Origin of the sequence: Pseudomonas sp. NFX15 (assembly GCF_049132105.1) — a bacterium.
Taxonomy (GTDB): Bacteria; Pseudomonadota; Gammaproteobacteria; order Pseudomonadales; family Pseudomonadaceae; genus Aquipseudomonas.
In genome coordinates this window covers 96,608-113,307 of sequence record NZ_JAFMPV010000006.1, presented here as the reverse complement: position 1 = coordinate 113,307, position 16,700 = coordinate 96,608, and the positions used below count along the sequence as shown (strand labels likewise).

Below are 16,700 nucleotides of genomic sequence, written 5' to 3'. Positions count from 1 at the left end.
CATTGACCGTCGCCGGGCCTGGATTTTTTGGGCACCGAAATCCTAGTGGGAGCGAGTCTGCTCGCGAAGCGGCCGGTACATCCAACATTCCGGTTTCACGCTTAGTTGGGGTCGAGCAAGCCGCCGCTCCAGTTGCGCGACACCCGGCTGCCGGTGAATTTCGCCACGCCCATGCCCTGGGCGATCAACCGGTCGCGGTAGCGCGTAACCAGGCGCCCGGCCTGTTCGGCATGCAGCACCACTTCGCTGGACGGATCGCCCGGGGTCCTCAGAATCCGCGCAAAGCGCTGGCCTTGCTCGACGAAATCCCCCAGCTCTTTTTCGAAGACCAGCACGCCGGGTTGGGGTGCGAGGATGGTTTCCATGTGGCCCATTTCCACGGCCTCGACGGGCCAGTCGGCGCAGGGCTTTTGCTCGTCAATGACGCCGCAGCCGCACAGCCAGTTGTACAGTCCTTCGGCATCCGACTCGGCGAAGTGGTCGTTGACATCGCCCTGCCCGCGCAACTCCAGGGTCGCGGCCATGCGATGCTCGGTAACGCCTTCGCGCAGCCACGGGGCAATGATGGTTTCTTCGAAGGAGCCATCGCCGCCCTCATCCCAGATGATCGCTACGTGCATCTTCATCGCCGCCGCCAAGGCGCGGCCACGGGGCCAGAAGCTGCGGTGCACGTATAAGTACGGCAGGGCTTCGTCGTCGGTGTGCAGGTCAAGCATCACGTCGGCGGTTGCGGCCAGTTGCACCAGTTTTTTCTGCCATTGCTGGACGTTGGTCGAGGTCCGTTGCATGGCCGCGGACTGATCGAACCCACGGTTGAAGTTTTGCCCGGTGGCGTCGTGATAACGGCCGAGTATCCGCCCCTGGCGGAACTGCCCGATGCCCAGCGGGTTGGCCTGGGGCACCACCGTTACCTGGCCCTTGAGCCGGCCCTGGGCGTGGGCGGTATGCAGGCGTTGCATCAGCAGGTGCAGGACCAGCATCCCGGCGATTTCATCGGCATGCACCCCGGCCTGCAAGTGCACGTTCGGCCCGCTAGCATCGCCCGAATAACGCCAGGCCCCGACCCGTACGGCTTCGCCGTTGTTATTGCAAACACTGAACGAAACGTCCTGCACCATGGGTTTGTCCTCCCGTCATGTCTGTTGAAAAAGGCTGTTTTGCGATGGTGATTGAACAGACGTTCAACTAAGCTCGACGACGTGTAACTGCATCCAAGGACAGTGTCGTGACCACCCTCCCTACGAAGAATCGCCGCGCCGAAGCCGATGACCGTCGCGAAATGCTGGTGGCGGCGACCCTGCGTTGTCTGAGCCGCGACGGTCACGCCGGCATCTCTGTGCGGCGCATCGCCACCGAGGCCGGTGTGTCGGTCGGCCTGCTCAATCACCACTTCGGCAGCATCGATGCCCTGATCGCCGACACTTACCAGAAACTCGCCATCGAACTGACCACCGCCCTGCACCACGAAATCGAACAGGCCGGCACGCCCGCGCAGAAGATGGACGCGTTTCTCGTCGGCTCGTTTTCGCCACGGGTCATGGACCCGAACCTGCTCGGTGTGTGGGTGGTGTTCTGGAGCCTGATCCGCCACTCCGACCACGTCAGTCAGTCCCACGAAAAAAGCTACCGCGCCTACATCGATTTGCTTCGTCAATTACTCGACGATCTGGCCACCAGTGAGGGCTTCGTGATTCACGACCCGCGCCTGGCGGCCATCGGGCTATCGGCGATGCTCGATGGACTCTGGCTCGAGTGGTGTTTGAACCCCGAGACCTTCAGCGCCGCCAACGGACTGCACATCTGCCGATGTTGGATAAAGGGGCTGCGACACGGAGCATTCAGCACCGACGACGTCCTGTGAGGCGTGCCGGCCAAAGATCATCGCCAGGGTGCCGCTGACCGCGATCAGCCCGGCGCCGATCATCAGCGAGGTGTCCATCAATGTGTCCCAGACCAGGCTCGACAAGGCGAACGCCCAGATCAGCCCGGTGTATTCGAACGGTGCGAGCAAGGTCGCGGTGGCGCGGCGGAAACTGGCGAACAACAGGAACTGACCGATGCCGCCCACCAGCCCTGCGCCGAGCATGCCCAGCCAGGCTGGCGTTGGCGCGGGGGTATACATCCACGGCAGCGCCACCGCCATGCAAATCACGAACACCACGTTGGTGATCAGCATCTGCTCCAGCACCGAAGTCTGGTCGTCCACCTGGCGCAACTGGATGTAGGTGAACGCCCAGCACACGGCCGCCAGCAGCGTGAGCACAATCGGCAACGGTTCGGTCATGTTGTCGGGACGACAGGCAATGATCACGCCGACAAAACCGATGATCAGGCTGAACCACTGCCAACGGCTGGCGCGTTCCTTGAGGATCACCGCCGCGAGCACCGTGACCATGATCGGCGCGGAAAAATACAGGGTGGTCATCTCGGCCAAGGTCAGGTCGCGGGCCGCCGTGTAGTACAGCACCCAGGCGACAATCGACAGCAAGCCGCGCACCACCAGCAGGCGTCGACTCGGTGAATGCCAGGCCTGCCGGACGAGGCGCATGCGCCCCGCCAGCACCACCGCCACGACCACCACGGCGGCGCGCCAGAACAGGATGGTGACCACCGAGTAATCGGCCACCAGCCATTTGATCACCGCGTCCTGCAACGCCAGAAACGCGTAGCCCAAGGTGCACAGGCCAATGCCCTGCAGCGAGCGGTCAACCGTCAGCGAACTCATCAGGCCGACCTGCGCACGGGCGTTCCCCGGCGTTCGGCAAAGGCAAACAGGGCTTCGATAAGAAACGTCAGGCAGACATACACACCCGCCACCAGCAACAGCGGTTCATACACTTGCAACGTCTGTGCGCGTACCACATTGGCGGCGCCGAGCAGGTCGATCACGGCGATGGTCGAGGCCAGCGCCGTGGATTTGAGCAGCATCACGGTTTCCCCGGCCAGGGTTGGCAACAGCAGGCGCATCGCCCGCGGCAAACGTACCCGCAGCAAGGACTGGCGCGCCGTCATGCCAAACGCCGAGGCCGCTTCCATCTCGCCTTTGGGCACCGCCAGCAGGCCACCGCGAATCACTTCGCCGACATAGGCGCCGACCGATACCACCAAAGCGAACACGATGTACCAGTAGCCGTCGCGCAGGTACGGCCAGAGGAAGCTGCCGCGAATAAGCGGGAACTGGGCAAACAGGCTGCCCAGGCCGTAGTAGAAGATGTAGATCTGGATCAGCAACGGCGTACCGCGGGTTACGCTGGTATAGAGCAGGCTGACCTTGGCGATCACCTTGTTCTTCGAGATCCGCGCCAACGCCACCAGCACCGCCAGCACAAAACCGAGCACGCTGGAGATCAGCAGGATCGCAATAGTGGTTTGCAACCCTCGGCCCAACAGCGCCGCGTATTCAACTATCCACGCAGGAATCATTTCATTCACTCCGCCAAAGGCATCCAGCGACGGATGCGTCGCTCAAGCCGGCCCGACAGGTAGTTCGACGCCAACGTCACCGCGTAATACAGCGCGGCGGCCGTGAGGTAGAACAACAGATAGTGACGCGTCGAACCCGCGCCTTGCTTGGCGGTGTACAGCAGCTCGTTGGTGCCGACCACGCTGATCAACGCGCTGTCCTTGATCAGGTTGATCCACAGGTTGGCCATCCCGGCCATGGCGTAGGGCGCCATGATCGGCAACGTGACGCGCCGGAACAAGCCAAAGCCATTGAGGCCGAACGCCTTGGCGGCTTCGATCTGGCCGAACGGAATCGCCAGGATGGCCGCGCGGAAAATCTCCGAGGCGTAGGCGCCCTGCACCAGGCCCAGCACGACGATGGCCGCTAGCGGACCGCTGACATCCATCACGCCGTAACCGAGTTTTGCCATCAACGAGTTGAGCAGCATGGAGCCGACGTAGTACAGCAACAGGATCAGCAGCAATTCCGGCACTGCCCGGAACAACGTGGTGTAGCCGCGCATCAGCGCCGCAATCGGCTTCGGCGCGCTGAGCTTGAGGCACGCCACCACCAGCCCGATAGCCAGCCCGAGCACAAAGGCCCCGGCGGAAATCTGCAGGGTCATCCAGAGCCCCTTCAACAGCGCGCTGCCCCACCCCTGCTCGGTGAAATTGATCAGATCGAACATTGCCGACATTTCAACCCCCAGTAACGACCATCGAAATACTGCCAAACCCTTGTAGGAGCCGGCTTGCCAGCGAAGCTTTTGGCGGCCTCAAGGCCCCCTTCGCCAGCATGCCGGCTCCACAGAACGCACCGCCCCTGTAGGAGCTGGCTTGCCAGCGAAGCTTCTGGCGGCCTCAAGGGCCCCTTCGCCGGCAAGCCGGCTCCTACAGGGTTGAGTGTCGCGATTTGACGAGGTGTCAGAACGCCGGCTTCACGCTGGTACCGAAGTAGCTCTGGGAGAGGTCGTCGTAGTCTTTGCTGGCGAGCAGTTCCTGGATCGCCTTGTCGAGCTTGGCCTTGAGTTCGGTGTCGTCCTTGCGCATACCGGCGCCGACACCTTTGCCGAAGATCGGGTCGTACGGCACGGTGCCGAGGTAGGCTAGGTCCTTGGCGTCCGGGGTCTTGACGAACGAAGCCATGGCAGTGCCGTCGGCCATCATCAGGTCGATGCGCCCGGCAATCAGGTCGGCGTTGGCCGAGTCCTGGGTGTCGTAGTACTTAACGTCGGCAATTTTTTCGTAGTAGGTCTTCAGGTAGCTGGCGCTGACGGTGGAGTTCTGCACGCCGATGATCTTGCCCTTGAGGTCGTCCGGGTACTTCTTGACCGAGGCTTCTTTAGGGCCGACAACCGCAATCGCCGAGTCGTAGTAGGCCTTGCTGAAGGCGATCTGTTTTTCGCGTTCTTCGGTCACCGACATCGAGGAGAAAATCACGTCGATCTTCTTCGCCAGCAGCGACGGAATGATGCCGTCCCACGCCACTTCCTTGATCTCACAATCGGCTTTCATTTCGCTGCACAGCTTGTGGATCAAGTCGACTTCAAAGCCCTTCCATTCACCGTTGGCCTGCTTCTCGGTGTACGGCGGATAGGGTTCGGCCGCCACCGCAAAGCGGATCGGCTGCGCCTGTGCTGCACTCATCCCGGCCAGCATCACGCACGCCGCGCCCGTCAACCAGTTTGCCAAACGTCGATTTCCCATGGTGTTTCCCCGTCTTTTTATGATTTTTCAGCGAGTCTGATGAGCGTTGACGAATTGTCGGCAACGCTCGCTGCGTGGGTGTACAAACACTTCGTCCGGCGAACCGGTTTCCTCGATCAGCCCTTGATGCAAAAAGGCGACTTTGGAAGAGACATCGCGTGCGAAAGCCATTTCATGAGTCACCAGGATCATGGTCCGGCCTTCTTCGGCGAGGGAGCGGATCACCCGCAGCACTTCGCCGACCAGTTCCGGGTCGAGTGCCGAGGTGGGTTCATCGAACAGCATGACCTTGGGCCGCATGGCCAGGGCCCGGGCAATCGCTACCCGTTGTTGCTGCCCCCCGGAAAGAAACGCCGGGTACTCGTTGCGCTTGGCCGCCAGGCCCACGCGTTCGAGCAACGCTTCGGCCCGTTCAGTGGCCTGCGCACGGCTTTCACGCAAGACCTGGGTGGGCGCTTCGATGAGGTTTTCCAGCACCGTGCGATGGGGCCAGAGGTTGAAGTTCTGGAACACCATGCCCAGGCTCGAGCGGATACGCACCAGCTGTTTGGCGTCGGACACCAGCGGAGCGCCCGGGCGATTCTGGTTAAGGTGAATACTTTCGCCGTCCACCAGGATGCGCCCCTGGTCCGGCACTTCGAGCATGTTGATGCAGCGCAACAAGGTACTTTTGCCCGAGCCGCTGGCGCCGATCAGGGAGATCACCTCACCTTCGCGGGCGGTCAGGGAAACGCCCTTGAGCACTTCGATATTGCCGAAGCGTTTGTGCAGGCGATCGACCTCGATCATGGTCTTGACCGCCGCCGGTTCAAGGGTGGCGGTGCTGGTCACACGGCCGATCACCGGCCTGGGCGCTTCGCCGTTGAGCACCCGGACAAAATCACGAATACGCTTGCAGGCGTGGCCGAGTCGCTCTTCGCTGAGGGTGAAGGAGATCCGCACAAAGCCCTGCGCCGACTCGCCGAAGGCCGCGGCATCGAGTACCGAGACACCGGCTTCGCGCAGCAGGCGCCAGGCGAATTCCAGCGAGGTCAGGCCAGTGCCGCGCACGTCCACCAGCACGAACATGCCGGCATCGGGGTTGAGCACGCTGATGCCCGGGCAATCGGCCAGGCCGGCCACCACCAGGTCACGACGGCAGCGATAGATCTCGCGCATGCCGTGGGTGACTTCATCAAAGGATTGCACAGCCTTGAGCGCGGCTTCCATGACAAACCCGGGCAAGCCGTAGAGCATGCTCAGCACCAGGGTTTCGACGTGATTGACCAAGGCCTGGTCGGCGACGATCCAGCCGATACGCCAGCCAGTCATGGCATGGGATTTGGACAGGCTACCGATCACCACGCAGCGTTCGGCCATGCCCGGCAACGCGGCCAGGCTCAGGTGTTCGCGCTCATAGGCGAGGCTCTCGTAGACCTCGTCCACCACCACCCACAGGTCATGGGCGATGGCGAGGTCGGCAATGGCTTGCAGCTCTTCGCGGTTGAGCACCACCCCCGTTGGGTTGTTCGGGTTGGAGAAAAAAATCGCCCGGGTGCGCGGGGTGATGGCCTTGGCCAACACGGCGGCATCGAGGCGAAAACCTGAATCCGCCGCACAAGGCACCCGCACCAGCGTGGCGCCCGAGGCCTTGAGCGTGGCTTCGTAGGTGACGTACATCGGATCGAACGCAATCACTTCGTCGCCGGTACTGAGCAGGCACATCGAGGCGGCGAACAGCGCGTTCTGCGCCCCGGCCGCGACAATCACGTTGGCGGCTTGCAACTCACGGTCGAACGATTGGCTGTAGCGGCTGGCGATGGCTTCGCGCAAGGCCTGGCGGCCGGCGATTTCGGTGTAGTGGGTATCGCCTTCGCGCAGGGCGTGGATGGCGGCGTCGGTGATGAAGTCCGGGGTGGGGAAGTCCGGATCGCCGACGCTGAGGATGATCACGTCCTCGCCGTTGCGCTGGGCGGCGCTGGCCGCGTAGTGAATGTCCCAGGCGGCCACGCCTTGGCCGCTGATCCGTTCTACAAAGGGTGAAAACCGCATGCCAGTGCCTCGTTCGAATTGAAGAAACGCAAGCCCGCAACCAGCCGGGGGAAGGTGACCCCAACATAGTCGAGACTGAACAGTCGTTCAACAGAAAAAACACAAGGCTTCGTGTTCAGCGCAAACAGGTCGTTTTCACGACAGTCGCGCCGTTTTTCAGCACGACGCGATCAAGCGGAGTGAAACGATTTTGCTGACCGTTCCCATGATTAACGCGACGAGAATCAGCCCAGCGGCCGCCGCCAACGTCAGCTGCATCCCCTGCGCGATCGCTTGCGGTTGTGCTTGAAGGATATTGCTGCTGGCCGTGCCGAAGGCGAACACCGTGCCCATCACCGAAGCACCGGTGATCAGACCCAGGTTGCGCGACAGGCCGAGCAAGCCGGAAACCACGCCCCGTTGTTCCGGCGCAATGTCCAACATCACCGCGGTATTGTTCGCCGCCTGGAACAGCGCATAACCGCCCGTGATCACCACCAATGGCGCGAGGTAACCGAACACACCGACACTCATCGGCACGACGGGAAGCAGGGAGGCGCCGCCCAACATCACCACCAGCCCGACAATCGTCGAACGCTGCGCGCCCCATCGGTCCACCAGCCGCCCGGACGGCACCCCGGCCAATGCCGCCACCAGCGGACCGACCGACATCACCAGCCCGACACTCGCCGTGCTCAACCTCAGCGCACCCGACAGATAGAACGGGCCGACCACCAGCGTGGTCATGACGACCGTGGTCACCAGAGTGCTCATGGTCAGCCCGATGCTTAACTGCGCGTTGCGCAACATCGATAACTTGAGCAGCGGTGACGCGGCTGTCTGCTCGACGAACACAAAGAGCATCAAGCCGACCAGTGCGACCAGCAACAGCGCGGCATTGAGCGCGCCGAAGTCGCCGCGTCCCAGGGTCATTGCCAGCGCGTAGGCCAACAGCGTCAGGACCAGTACCAGCGTGCCGAGCGCGTCGAAGCCTGCTGGTTTGGCGGTCACTTCGCGACGATCCACCGGCAAAAAGCGCCATACCAGAACCATCGCCAAAACACCTAGTGGCACATTGAGCAAAAATATTGCCGGCCAGCCGACATGGGCAATCAACAGACCGCCAAGGGTTGGCCCCAATGACGTGCCCATTGCCGACATCGTGCCGAGCACGCCCATCGCGCTGCCCGTTTTTTCCTTGGACATGGCTCCGCTCACCAACGCCAGGGTCAGGGCCATCATCATCGCGGCTCCAATGCCTTGCAGGGCTCTGGCAGCGATCAATGTCCAAAGGTTCGGTGCCAGCGCGCAAAGGATTGAAGCGGCGGAAAAAATGGCAATACCGATCAACAGCAAGCGCCGTCGCCCGACGATATCGCCCAGCCGTCCGACGCTGACGATCAGCGTGGTGATGCTCATCAGATAGGCGAGCACCACCCACTGCACCGCCTGGAACGACGCTGAAAATGCCTCGGCCAAGGCCGGCAACCCGACGTTGGCAATGCTCGTGCCCAGGGATGACAGCAGTATGGATAACGACAGGCTGGCCAAGGCGCCCCGCCTCGATATGGAATTCATGTTCTCGCGACTCCGCAAATAGGTTGTCTCGAGACTAAGCCCGGCCATAACATGGCGGAAGACGCAGCGTTTGCACTTAATACATGCACTAAACGCCACATCATCCAAGAACCAGTGTGCGAGCCTGTGGCGAGGGGGCTTGCCCCCGTTGGGTTGCGAAGCAGCCCCAAAATCTCTGATGCACCAAAGATCTTGTGAGTGCTACGCACTCAAACGGGGGCAAGCCCCCTCGCCACAGCGCTCGCTCCTACAGGGATTGAGTCGATGCCCGATCTTAATTTGTTGATGACGCTCAATGTGCTGCTCGAAGAAGGCAGCGTCGCCCGCGCCGCGCAGCGTTTGCGCCTGAGCCCGTCGGCCATGAGCCGGGCGTTGGCGCGATTGCGCGAAACCACCGGCGATCCGCTGCTGGTGCGCGCCGGTCGCGGGCTGGTGCCCACGCCTCGGGCGCTGGAATTGCGCGAACGAGTCGCCTTGCTCGTGCAGGATGCCGAAGCGGTCCTGCGCCCCGCCGAGGCTCTGGACCTCGATCAGCTGGTGCGCACATTCACCCTTCGCACCCGTGACGGCTTTGTGGAAAATTTCGGGCCGTCATTGATTGCTCGCCTCAATGCGCAGGCGCCGGGCGTCCGGTTGAATTTCGTGCAGAAAGTGAACAAGGACAGCACCCTGCTGCGCGAAGGCTCCGTGGACCTGGAAACCGGTGTGATTGGCGAAGCCACCCGCCCGGAAGTGCGGACCCGCCGGCTGTTTCGCGACCGTTTCATTGGCGTTATACGCAAGGGGCATCCGCTGACGCGAGGCGAGATGACGCCCGCGCGGTATGCCGAGGCGCGGCACATCCTGGTCTCGCGCCGGGGCCACGAAAAAGGCGTCATGGACGACGCCTTGAATGAACTGGGATTGCAGCGCGAGATCGTCACGATTGTCGCCGGTTTCTCGTCGGCAATTGCCTTGGCGCGTGCTTCGGACCTGGTCGCCAGCGTGCCGGAGCGGCACGTCGGCAACCTGTGCCAGGGCATGCACCGCTTTGCCCTGCCGTTCCCGACGCCGCCGATCACCGTGTCGATGCTGTGGCACCCGCGCATGGACGCCGACCCGGCGCATCGCTGGTTGCGCGAATGTGTGTGGGAGGTTTGCAGCCAGGCATAAACCGACCGCCCTCGCCTACTCCTTGAGGATCAGCAGCGCCTCGCCTTTTTTCACGATGTAGGTCGCCAGCTCCGACGCCTTGCCCGGCCCCACGTTCTTCGCCACATGGGCGACGCCTTCGGGGATGTACAACGAATCGCCGGCCTTGAGCGTCACCGGCGCCTGCCCTTCCAATTGGTATTCAAAGGTCCCGCTGATCACGTGCGCCAGTTCTATACCGGGGTGAGCATGTTTGGGCGAAGCCACGCCTGGATCGAAATCCACCAGCACTTGCAGGACTTCGCGATCGGCGGCGCCCAGGTCTTCGTCGACCAGGTCGGTTCGATGCAGGCCCTGCTGCCAGCTTTTCATCGCCGGAGCCGGCGGTGCGTCCTGGGCTTGAGAGACTGTGGCAAGGGAGCTTGCTTCCTCGCCACAGTTATCAATGGCTCGCTCAGTTGTTTTTCACCAACCGGGTATCGCCGCTGTCCCAACCACCGCCCAAGGATTTGTAGATCGCGACAATGGCGCGGTACTGATCGGTCTCACCCAGTGCCTGGGCATCCTCGGCGTTCAGGCGCTCGCGTTGGGCGTCCAGCAACACCAGATAATCGACCACCCCTTCCTTGTACTGGGTGGCTGCCAGATCGGCCGCCGCGCGACTCGACTCGCTTTGCTTGATCAGCGACAGCAAGCGTTGCTGGCGTTTGCCATAGTCGCTGAAGGCGTTTTCCGACTCTTCCAGCGCGAGCAGCACTTGCTGCTCATAGGTCGCCAATGCACCCTCGGCTTCGGCGTTGGCGCCACGGATACGTGCCCGCACGCTGCCCAGGTCGAACGCGGCCCAGGTGATACTCGGCCCCAGGCTCCAGGCGCGGGCGGCACTGGAACCGATCTGCGAACCACGCCCTGCCGTGAAGCCCAGGAACCCACTCAGGCTCACCCGTGGAAACAGGTCGGCGGTGGCCACGCCGACATCAGCCGTTGAAGCTGCCAACCGGCGTTCTGCGGCCAGCACGTCGGGGCGCCTGCGCAGCAGTTCGCCGGGGTCGCCGATCGGCAGTGCCTTGGCGATGGCCGGCAAGTCCTTCGGCCCCAGATCGATGCTCAGCCTGTCCGAGCGCTCGCCCAGCAGCGTGGCGATACGGTTTTTGTGATGCACTTGCTCTGCTTGCAGTTGCGGCACGCTGGCCTCGACCGCCGCCAGTCGCGCGTCGGCCCGCACCACATCGAGTTCGTTGCCCACGCCCGCGTCCCGCAGGCTAACCGTCACAGCGCGTGATTCGGTTTGGTTCTTAAGGTTGGCCAAGGCGATTTTTTCCCGCAGCTGCGCGCCACGCAGTTGACCGTAGGCATCCACCAACTCGGCGATCATGCTCACGCGCAGTTGATACAGGTCCGCCGCCGCGGCGCCTTCCCGGGCGTCGCTGGATTCCAGCTCACGCTGGATGCGCCCGAACAGGTCGATCTCCCAGGCCATGTCCAGGCCCAGATCGTAGCGCTCGGTATTGACCCGATTCTCGGTCAGGCCAGGCACTTGAGACTTGCCCTGCTGGCTGCTGACACGGCTGGTGACCACCGGCAGATTGTCGTTGCTGACGTCATCGCGAATGGCTCGGGCGGCTTTCCAGCGGGCAAACACCACGCGTAGATCGCGGTTGCCATTGAGCGCCTTGCCGACCAGTTGATTCAGCGTGGGGTCGTCGAACTGCTGCCACCACACCGTTTCGAAACGCGTTTGATCGTAGTTCACGCCTTGGGCCGAAACGACATGGGCCGGCGCCGTGTCGGGTGTTTTGTAATCCGGCCCGACGGTGCAGGCGGCCAGTGCCGCGACCAGGAGGCTGGGCAAAAACAGCTTGAAAGCGTTCATCAATGTGCCTCCGATTCAACTACGTTCAGCGAGTGGGCTCTGGCGGCTTTGCGCGCGGTTTTACGTTCGATGTAGTGGCGGATCAGGACGTAGAACACCGGTGTCAGCAGCAACCCGAAGAACGTCACGCCGAGCATTCCGGAGAACACGGCGATGCCCATGGCGCGGCGCATTTCCGAACCCGCGCCCGTGGAAGTCACCAGCGGCACCACACCCATGATGAAAGCGAAGGAAGTCATCAGGATCGGGCGCAGACGCTGCCGGCAGGCTTCGAGCACGGCATCGAGCGGCGACAGGCCCTGTTCCTGTTTGTCCTTGGCAAACTCGACGATCAGGATCGCGTTCTTGCACGCCAGGCCGACCAAGACGATCAAGCCGATCTGGGTGAAGATGTTGTTGTCGCCCTTGGAAATGACCACCCCGGCGATCGCCGACAGCAAGGTCATCGGGACGATCAGGATCACCGCCAGTGGCAGGCTCCAGCTTTCATACAGGGCCGCCAGCACCAGGAACGCCAACAGGACGCAGAGCGGGAACACCAGCAATGCGGTGTTGCCGGAGAGGATCTGTTGGTAGGTCAGGTCGGTCCACTCATAGGTCATGCCGTTGGGCAGCTCTTGTTTCAACAGTTTTTCGATCGCCGCCTGCGCCTGGCCGGAGCTGTAGCCTGGGGCCGCGCTGCCGTTGATTTCGGCGGTGACGAAGCCGTTGTAGTGCGAGACTCGGTCCGGCCCGGAAGTCGGGCTGACCTTGACGAAGGTGGCCAGTGGAATCATCTCCCCACGGTCGTTGCGCACCTTCAATTGGCCGATCTGCTCCGGCTCCTGACGAAACTGCTGCTCAGCCTGGACATTGACCTGGTACGTACGGCCAAAACGGTTGAAGTCGTTGGCGTACAGCGAACCCAGGTACACCTGCAGCGTGTCGAAAATATCGTTGATCGCCACGCCGTGGGTCTTGGCTTTTTCGCGGTCAATGGCGGCCTCGACCTGCGGCACGTTGACCGTGTAGCTGGTGAACAGGTTGGCCAGTTCCGGAACACTGCGGCTCTTGCCGATGATGTTCATGGTCTCTTTGTACAGCGCGTCGTAGCCGAGGTTGCCGCGGTCTTCGATCTGCAGGCGGAAGCCACCAATGGTGCCCAGGCCTTGAACCGGCGGCGGTGGGAACACTGCGATGTAGGCGTCCTGAATACCGCCGAACTTGGCGTTCAACGAAGCGGAAATCGCCCCGGCGGACAGGTTCGGGCTTTTGCGTTCATCGAAAGAACTCAAGCCGATGAAGGCGATCCCCGCGTTCGGACTGTTGGTGAAACCGTTGATCGAAAGACCGGGAAATGCCACGGCACTGTCAAATCCAGGCTCGTTCATGGCAATGGTGCTCATGCGCCGGATCACTGATTCGGTGCGGTCCAGGCTCGCAGCGTCCGGCAGTTGCGCGAAGGTCACCAGGTACTTTTTGTCCTGGGTCGGCACGAAACCGGTTGGCGTGGTGCTGAAGCCCATGTACGTCAGGGCGATCAGGCCCGCGTAAACCAGCAATGCCACCCTGCTGCCACGAATGACCTTGGACACGGTCCCCACATACCCATTGCCGGCCTTTTCAAAGAGCCGATTAAAGGGCTTGAACAGCCAGCCACCGAACAGGCGATCGAGCATTTTCGAGAAACGGTCCTTCGGTGCGCTGTGAGACTTGAGCAATACCGCGGCCAGTGCCGGCGACAAGGTCAGCGAGTTGAACGCCGAGATCACCGTGGAAATCGCGATGGTCAGGGCAAACTGTTTGTAGAACTGCCCGGTCAACCCGGAGATGAACGCCGCCGGGACGAACACCGCACACAGCACCAGCGCCGTCGCAATGATCGGGCCGGTCACCTCCCCCATGGCTTTTTTGGTCGCTTCGACCGGATCAAGCCCCGTCTCGATGTTCCGTTCAACGTTCTCCACCACCACGATCGCATCGTCGACCACGATGCCGATCGCCAGCACCAGGCCGAACAGCGACAAGGCGTTGAGCGAGAAGCCGAACAAGTGCATCACGGCAAAGGTACCGATCAGCGAGACCGGCACCGCCACCAGCGGAATAATCGAGGCGCGCCAGGTTTGCAGGAACAGGATCACCACCAGCACCACGAGGACCAACGCTTCGAACAACGTGTGGACTACTGCTTCAATTGAGCTGCGCACGAAGATGGTCGGGTCATAGACAATCTCGTAGTCCATGCCTTCCGGGAAATTCTGCTTCAACCTGGCCATCGTCGCGCGCACCTGGTCCGACACGTCGATGGCATTGGAACCCGGGCGCTGGAAGATCGGCATCGCCACCGCTTCCTCATTATTGAGCAAGGCGCGCAAGGCGTACTGGTTGGAGCCGAGTTCAATCCGGGCGATGTCCTTGAGACGGGTGATTTCGCCATCCGCACCACTGCGCACGATTACGTTCTCGAACTCTTCTTCGGTGACCAGGCGCCCCTGCGAGTTGATAGACATCTGAAAGCTGGTGGCGTTGGGCGCTGGCGGTGAACCCAGTTGACCGGCCGCGACCTGGCGGTTTTGTTCACGGACCGCGTTGACCACATCGGTAGCGGTCAGGTTGCGTGACGCGGTCTTGTTCGGGTCGAGCCAGATACGCAGGGAGTAATCGCCGATACCGAACATCTTCACGTCACCGATTCCGTTCAATCGGGTCAGTTCGTCCTTGACGTTGAGGATTGCGTAGTTGGACAGGTACAGCATGTCGTAGCGCTTTTGCGGCGAGGTCAAGTGCACCACCATCGTCAGCTCGGGCGAGGCCTTGTCCACGGTGATGCCGATGCGCGTCACTTCCTCCGGAAGTTTCGGCTCGGTGCGGGTCACACGGTTTTGTACCTGTACCTGGGCGTTATCCAGGTCGGTGCCGAGGGCGAAGGTCACGGTCAGCGTGAGCCGGCCATCGGCCGTGGATTGCGAGGACATGTACAGCATGTTCTCGACGCCGGTGATGGCCTGTTCCAACGGTGCGGCCACGGTTTCACCGATGACTTTGGGGTTGGCACCCGGGTAGTTGGCGTGGACCACCACGGTCGGCGGCACCACCTCCGGGTATTCACTGATCGGCAACTGGAGCAGCGCGATGGCGCCGGCAATCAGGATCAACAGCGACAGCACCGCGGCGAAGATCGGCCGCGTGATAAAGAACTGGGAGAATTTCATGTCAGTGTTCCTTTATCCGCGAGGTGAAACGGTGGCATCTGTTTTCACCAGGGCCGGGGACGGAGCGACGGGCTGGTTACCCGCCTCGATGGCCTGACGCTGGCGATCCAGGGTGGCAATGGTTTGTGCATCAGCCATCGGTGCGTCTTGCGGGGCCACCACCGCACCGGGACGCACCCGCTGCAGACCGTTGATGACGATCCGGTCTTCTTTCTGCAAACCGCTGCGCACGATGCGCAAGCCTTCGAGCTTTGGCCCTAGATCGACGCTGCGATACACGGCCTTGTTGTCCTGGTCGATCACCAGCACGAACTTCTTGCCGAGGTCGGTGCCCACGGCCTCGTCCTTGATCAGCAGGCCGGCATATGGCGCGCTGCCCACCAGTTTCAACCGGGCATACAACCCCGGGGTGTATTGGCCGTCGGCGTTATCGAACACGGCGCGGCCACGAATAGTGCCAGTCTTGGGATTGACCTGGTTGTCGACGAAGTTCATCTGCCCCAGGTGGCTATTGCCATCCTCGTTCGACAAGCCCATGTACACCGGTGTCGACTGGCTGCGCTGGCCCTGGCGGGAGAGTTGGCTGTATTTGAGGAACAGGCGCTCGTCGGCGTCGAAATAGGCGTAGACCTTGTCGGTGGAGACCACGCTGGTCAGCGCCGACGTGTCGGCGGTGACGATGTTGCCAGCGGTAATTTCGGCGCGGCTGACCCGGCCGGTGATCGGCGCGGTGACGCGGGTGAAACTCAGGTTCAGGCGTGCGAGATCGAGTTGCGCCTGCACGGCCTCGACGGCGGCGCGGGCTTCCTGGGCTGTGGTGTTGCGGGTGTCAGCCAGCTCCGCGGAAATCGCATTGCTGCCCAACAGTCGCTGGCCGCGCTGCGCTTCATTGGCGGTGCGAACGAGCGTGGCGCGAGCTTGCTGCACCTGCGCTTCGAGGCGATGCACTTCGTGTTCGAACGGACGTGGATCGATCTGGAACAGCAAATCCCCTTTCTTCACCGACTCGCCGTCGGTAAAGGCAACCCGGTCGATCTGCCCGGAAACCCGTGGGCGCACCACAACGGTTTCCGGTGCTTCCAGCCGGGCGGTGACTTCATCCCATTCGGTGATGGGTTGCTCAAGCACTTTGGCGACCGTGACGTGGGGCGCACCCGGCGCCTGTGCGGTGTCGGGGGCGTGACCGCAGGCGGTGATGACGGCGAGCGATAACGCAGCGAGGGGATAACGCAAAGGTTTGAGTGACTGTTCCATGGGTAGTGTCCGCCAGACGGTTTAGTGGGTTGGGAAATTCTCGGCCTTGGGGAGTGGCAACGACGAATCGAACGGAGTGAACTTGGCCATCATCTTTAATGATGATCATCATGTTTAATGGCAAAAAAACGACAAACCACAGCAAGCTTATGAATCGATTAGGTTTTTTCTCTTAAATCGTCAGAACTGACGACCGTACAAATGGCGTCCAACACCGGCCCCAGGGTTTGTGCGACCTGCAAGGCCCGGGTGGTCGGTTCCATTTTGTGGCCAATGCGATTAAACAGAGGGTCGTTGAACAGTGCGCGCAAACGACCCAATGCACCGCTGACCGCCGGTTGGCCCAGGCAAAGCCTTTGTGCCGCCCGAGTGACGTTGCGCTCCTGAATGAGCGCCTCGAAAACCACCAGCAGGTTGAGGTCGATACTGCGCAGATCGTTACGTTTCATGGGTCAGCACCCTGTGAGGTGTTTGACTGGAAGCACTGGCTCAGTGCCGGCAAAACCATTGCC

At 61.9% G+C, this 16,700-nt stretch carries 13 protein-coding genes and 1 pseudogene; 2 read left to right on the top strand and 12 right to left on the bottom strand.

The genetic code is table 11. The features are described from left to right. Positions 1-101: 101 nt before the first annotated feature. Entirely contained in the window at positions 102-1,118 is a 1,017-nt protein-coding gene (locus tag J1D76_RS08970) for a M14 family zinc carboxypeptidase (RefSeq protein WP_421137954.1), read from the bottom strand. Positions 1,119-1,279: 161 nt separating this feature from the next. On the opposite strand from J1D76_RS08970, the pseudogene J1D76_RS08965 reads away from it, so the two are divergent. Continuing rightward, positions 1,280-1,765 (top strand): annotated as a pseudogene (locus J1D76_RS08965) (TetR/AcrR family transcriptional regulator); the annotation flags it as partial. Here J1D76_RS08965 and J1D76_RS08960 read toward each other — a convergent pair. The 6 genes from J1D76_RS08960 to J1D76_RS08935 form a co-directional block, all read right to left on the bottom strand. Then, positions 1,721-2,725 carry a DMT family transporter gene (locus tag J1D76_RS08960; protein WP_421137953.1) on the bottom strand — a complete coding sequence of 335 codons (1,005 nt, stop codon included), beginning with the start codon at positions 2,723-2,725 and terminating at the stop codon, positions 1,721-1,723. The pseudogene J1D76_RS08965 and the gene J1D76_RS08960 sit on opposite strands and share 45 nt — an antisense overlap. Beyond that, complete coding sequence (locus tag J1D76_RS08955) at positions 2,725-3,423, bottom strand: ABC transporter permease (RefSeq protein WP_421137952.1); 699 nt, start codon at positions 3,421-3,423, stop codon at positions 2,725-2,727. The genes J1D76_RS08960 and J1D76_RS08955 overlap by 1 nt, the downstream gene beginning before the upstream one ends. A 5-nt stretch (positions 3,424-3,428) precedes the next feature. Further along, complete coding sequence (locus J1D76_RS08950) at positions 3,429-4,142, bottom strand: ABC transporter permease (RefSeq protein WP_421137951.1); 714 nt, start codon at positions 4,140-4,142, stop codon at positions 3,429-3,431. 226 nt (positions 4,143-4,368) lie between these two features. Next, positions 4,369-5,151, bottom strand: coding sequence for a transporter substrate-binding domain-containing protein (locus J1D76_RS08945; RefSeq protein ID WP_421137950.1), 783 nt, complete (start codon positions 5,149-5,151; stop codon positions 4,369-4,371). 27 nt (positions 5,152-5,178) lie between these two features. Then, a complete protein-coding gene (locus J1D76_RS08940) occupies positions 5,179-7,182 on the bottom strand; it encodes an aminotransferase class I/II-fold pyridoxal phosphate-dependent enzyme (protein ID WP_421137949.1) in 2,004 nt (667 codons plus the stop codon). 156 nt (positions 7,183-7,338) lie between these two features. After that, the gene (locus J1D76_RS08935) at positions 7,339-8,739 is read right to left on the bottom strand and encodes an MFS transporter (protein WP_421137948.1); all 1,401 of its coding nucleotides are present in this window, start codon (positions 8,737-8,739) and stop codon (positions 7,339-7,341) included. A 264-nt stretch (positions 8,740-9,003) separates the two neighbouring features. Here J1D76_RS08935 and J1D76_RS08930 point away from each other — a divergent pair, with 264 nt between their 5' ends. Then, positions 9,004-9,891, top strand: coding sequence for a LysR family transcriptional regulator (locus J1D76_RS08930; protein ID WP_421137947.1), 888 nt, complete (start codon positions 9,004-9,006; stop codon positions 9,889-9,891). A 15-nt stretch (positions 9,892-9,906) separates the two neighbouring features. Here the strand turns inward: J1D76_RS08930 and J1D76_RS08925 are convergent, their stop codons facing one another. The 5 genes from J1D76_RS08925 to J1D76_RS08905 form a co-directional block, all read right to left on the bottom strand. Beyond that, entirely contained in the window at positions 9,907-10,317 is a 411-nt protein-coding gene (locus J1D76_RS08925; RefSeq protein ID WP_421138096.1) for a cupin domain-containing protein, read from the bottom strand. A gap of 7 nt (positions 10,318-10,324) precedes the next feature. Further along, positions 10,325-11,743: an efflux transporter outer membrane subunit gene (locus J1D76_RS08920; protein ID WP_421137946.1), complete on the bottom strand. Its 1,419-nt coding sequence runs from the start codon at positions 11,741-11,743 to the stop codon at positions 10,325-10,327. Next, the gene (locus tag J1D76_RS08915) at positions 11,743-14,934 is read right to left on the bottom strand and encodes an efflux RND transporter permease subunit (RefSeq protein WP_421137945.1); all 3,192 of its coding nucleotides are present in this window, start codon (positions 14,932-14,934) and stop codon (positions 11,743-11,745) included. The genes J1D76_RS08920 and J1D76_RS08915 overlap by 1 nt, the downstream gene beginning before the upstream one ends. 12 nt (positions 14,935-14,946) lie before the next feature. Next, positions 14,947-16,188: a multidrug efflux RND transporter periplasmic adaptor subunit MexE gene (gene mexE / locus J1D76_RS08910; RefSeq protein ID WP_421137944.1), complete on the bottom strand. Its 1,242-nt coding sequence runs from the start codon at positions 16,186-16,188 to the stop codon at positions 14,947-14,949. 158 nt (positions 16,189-16,346) lie between these two features. Then, entirely contained in the window at positions 16,347-16,637 is a 291-nt protein-coding gene (locus J1D76_RS08905; RefSeq protein WP_421137943.1) for a LysR family transcriptional regulator, read from the bottom strand. Between the last annotated feature and the right edge of the window lie 63 nt (positions 16,638-16,700).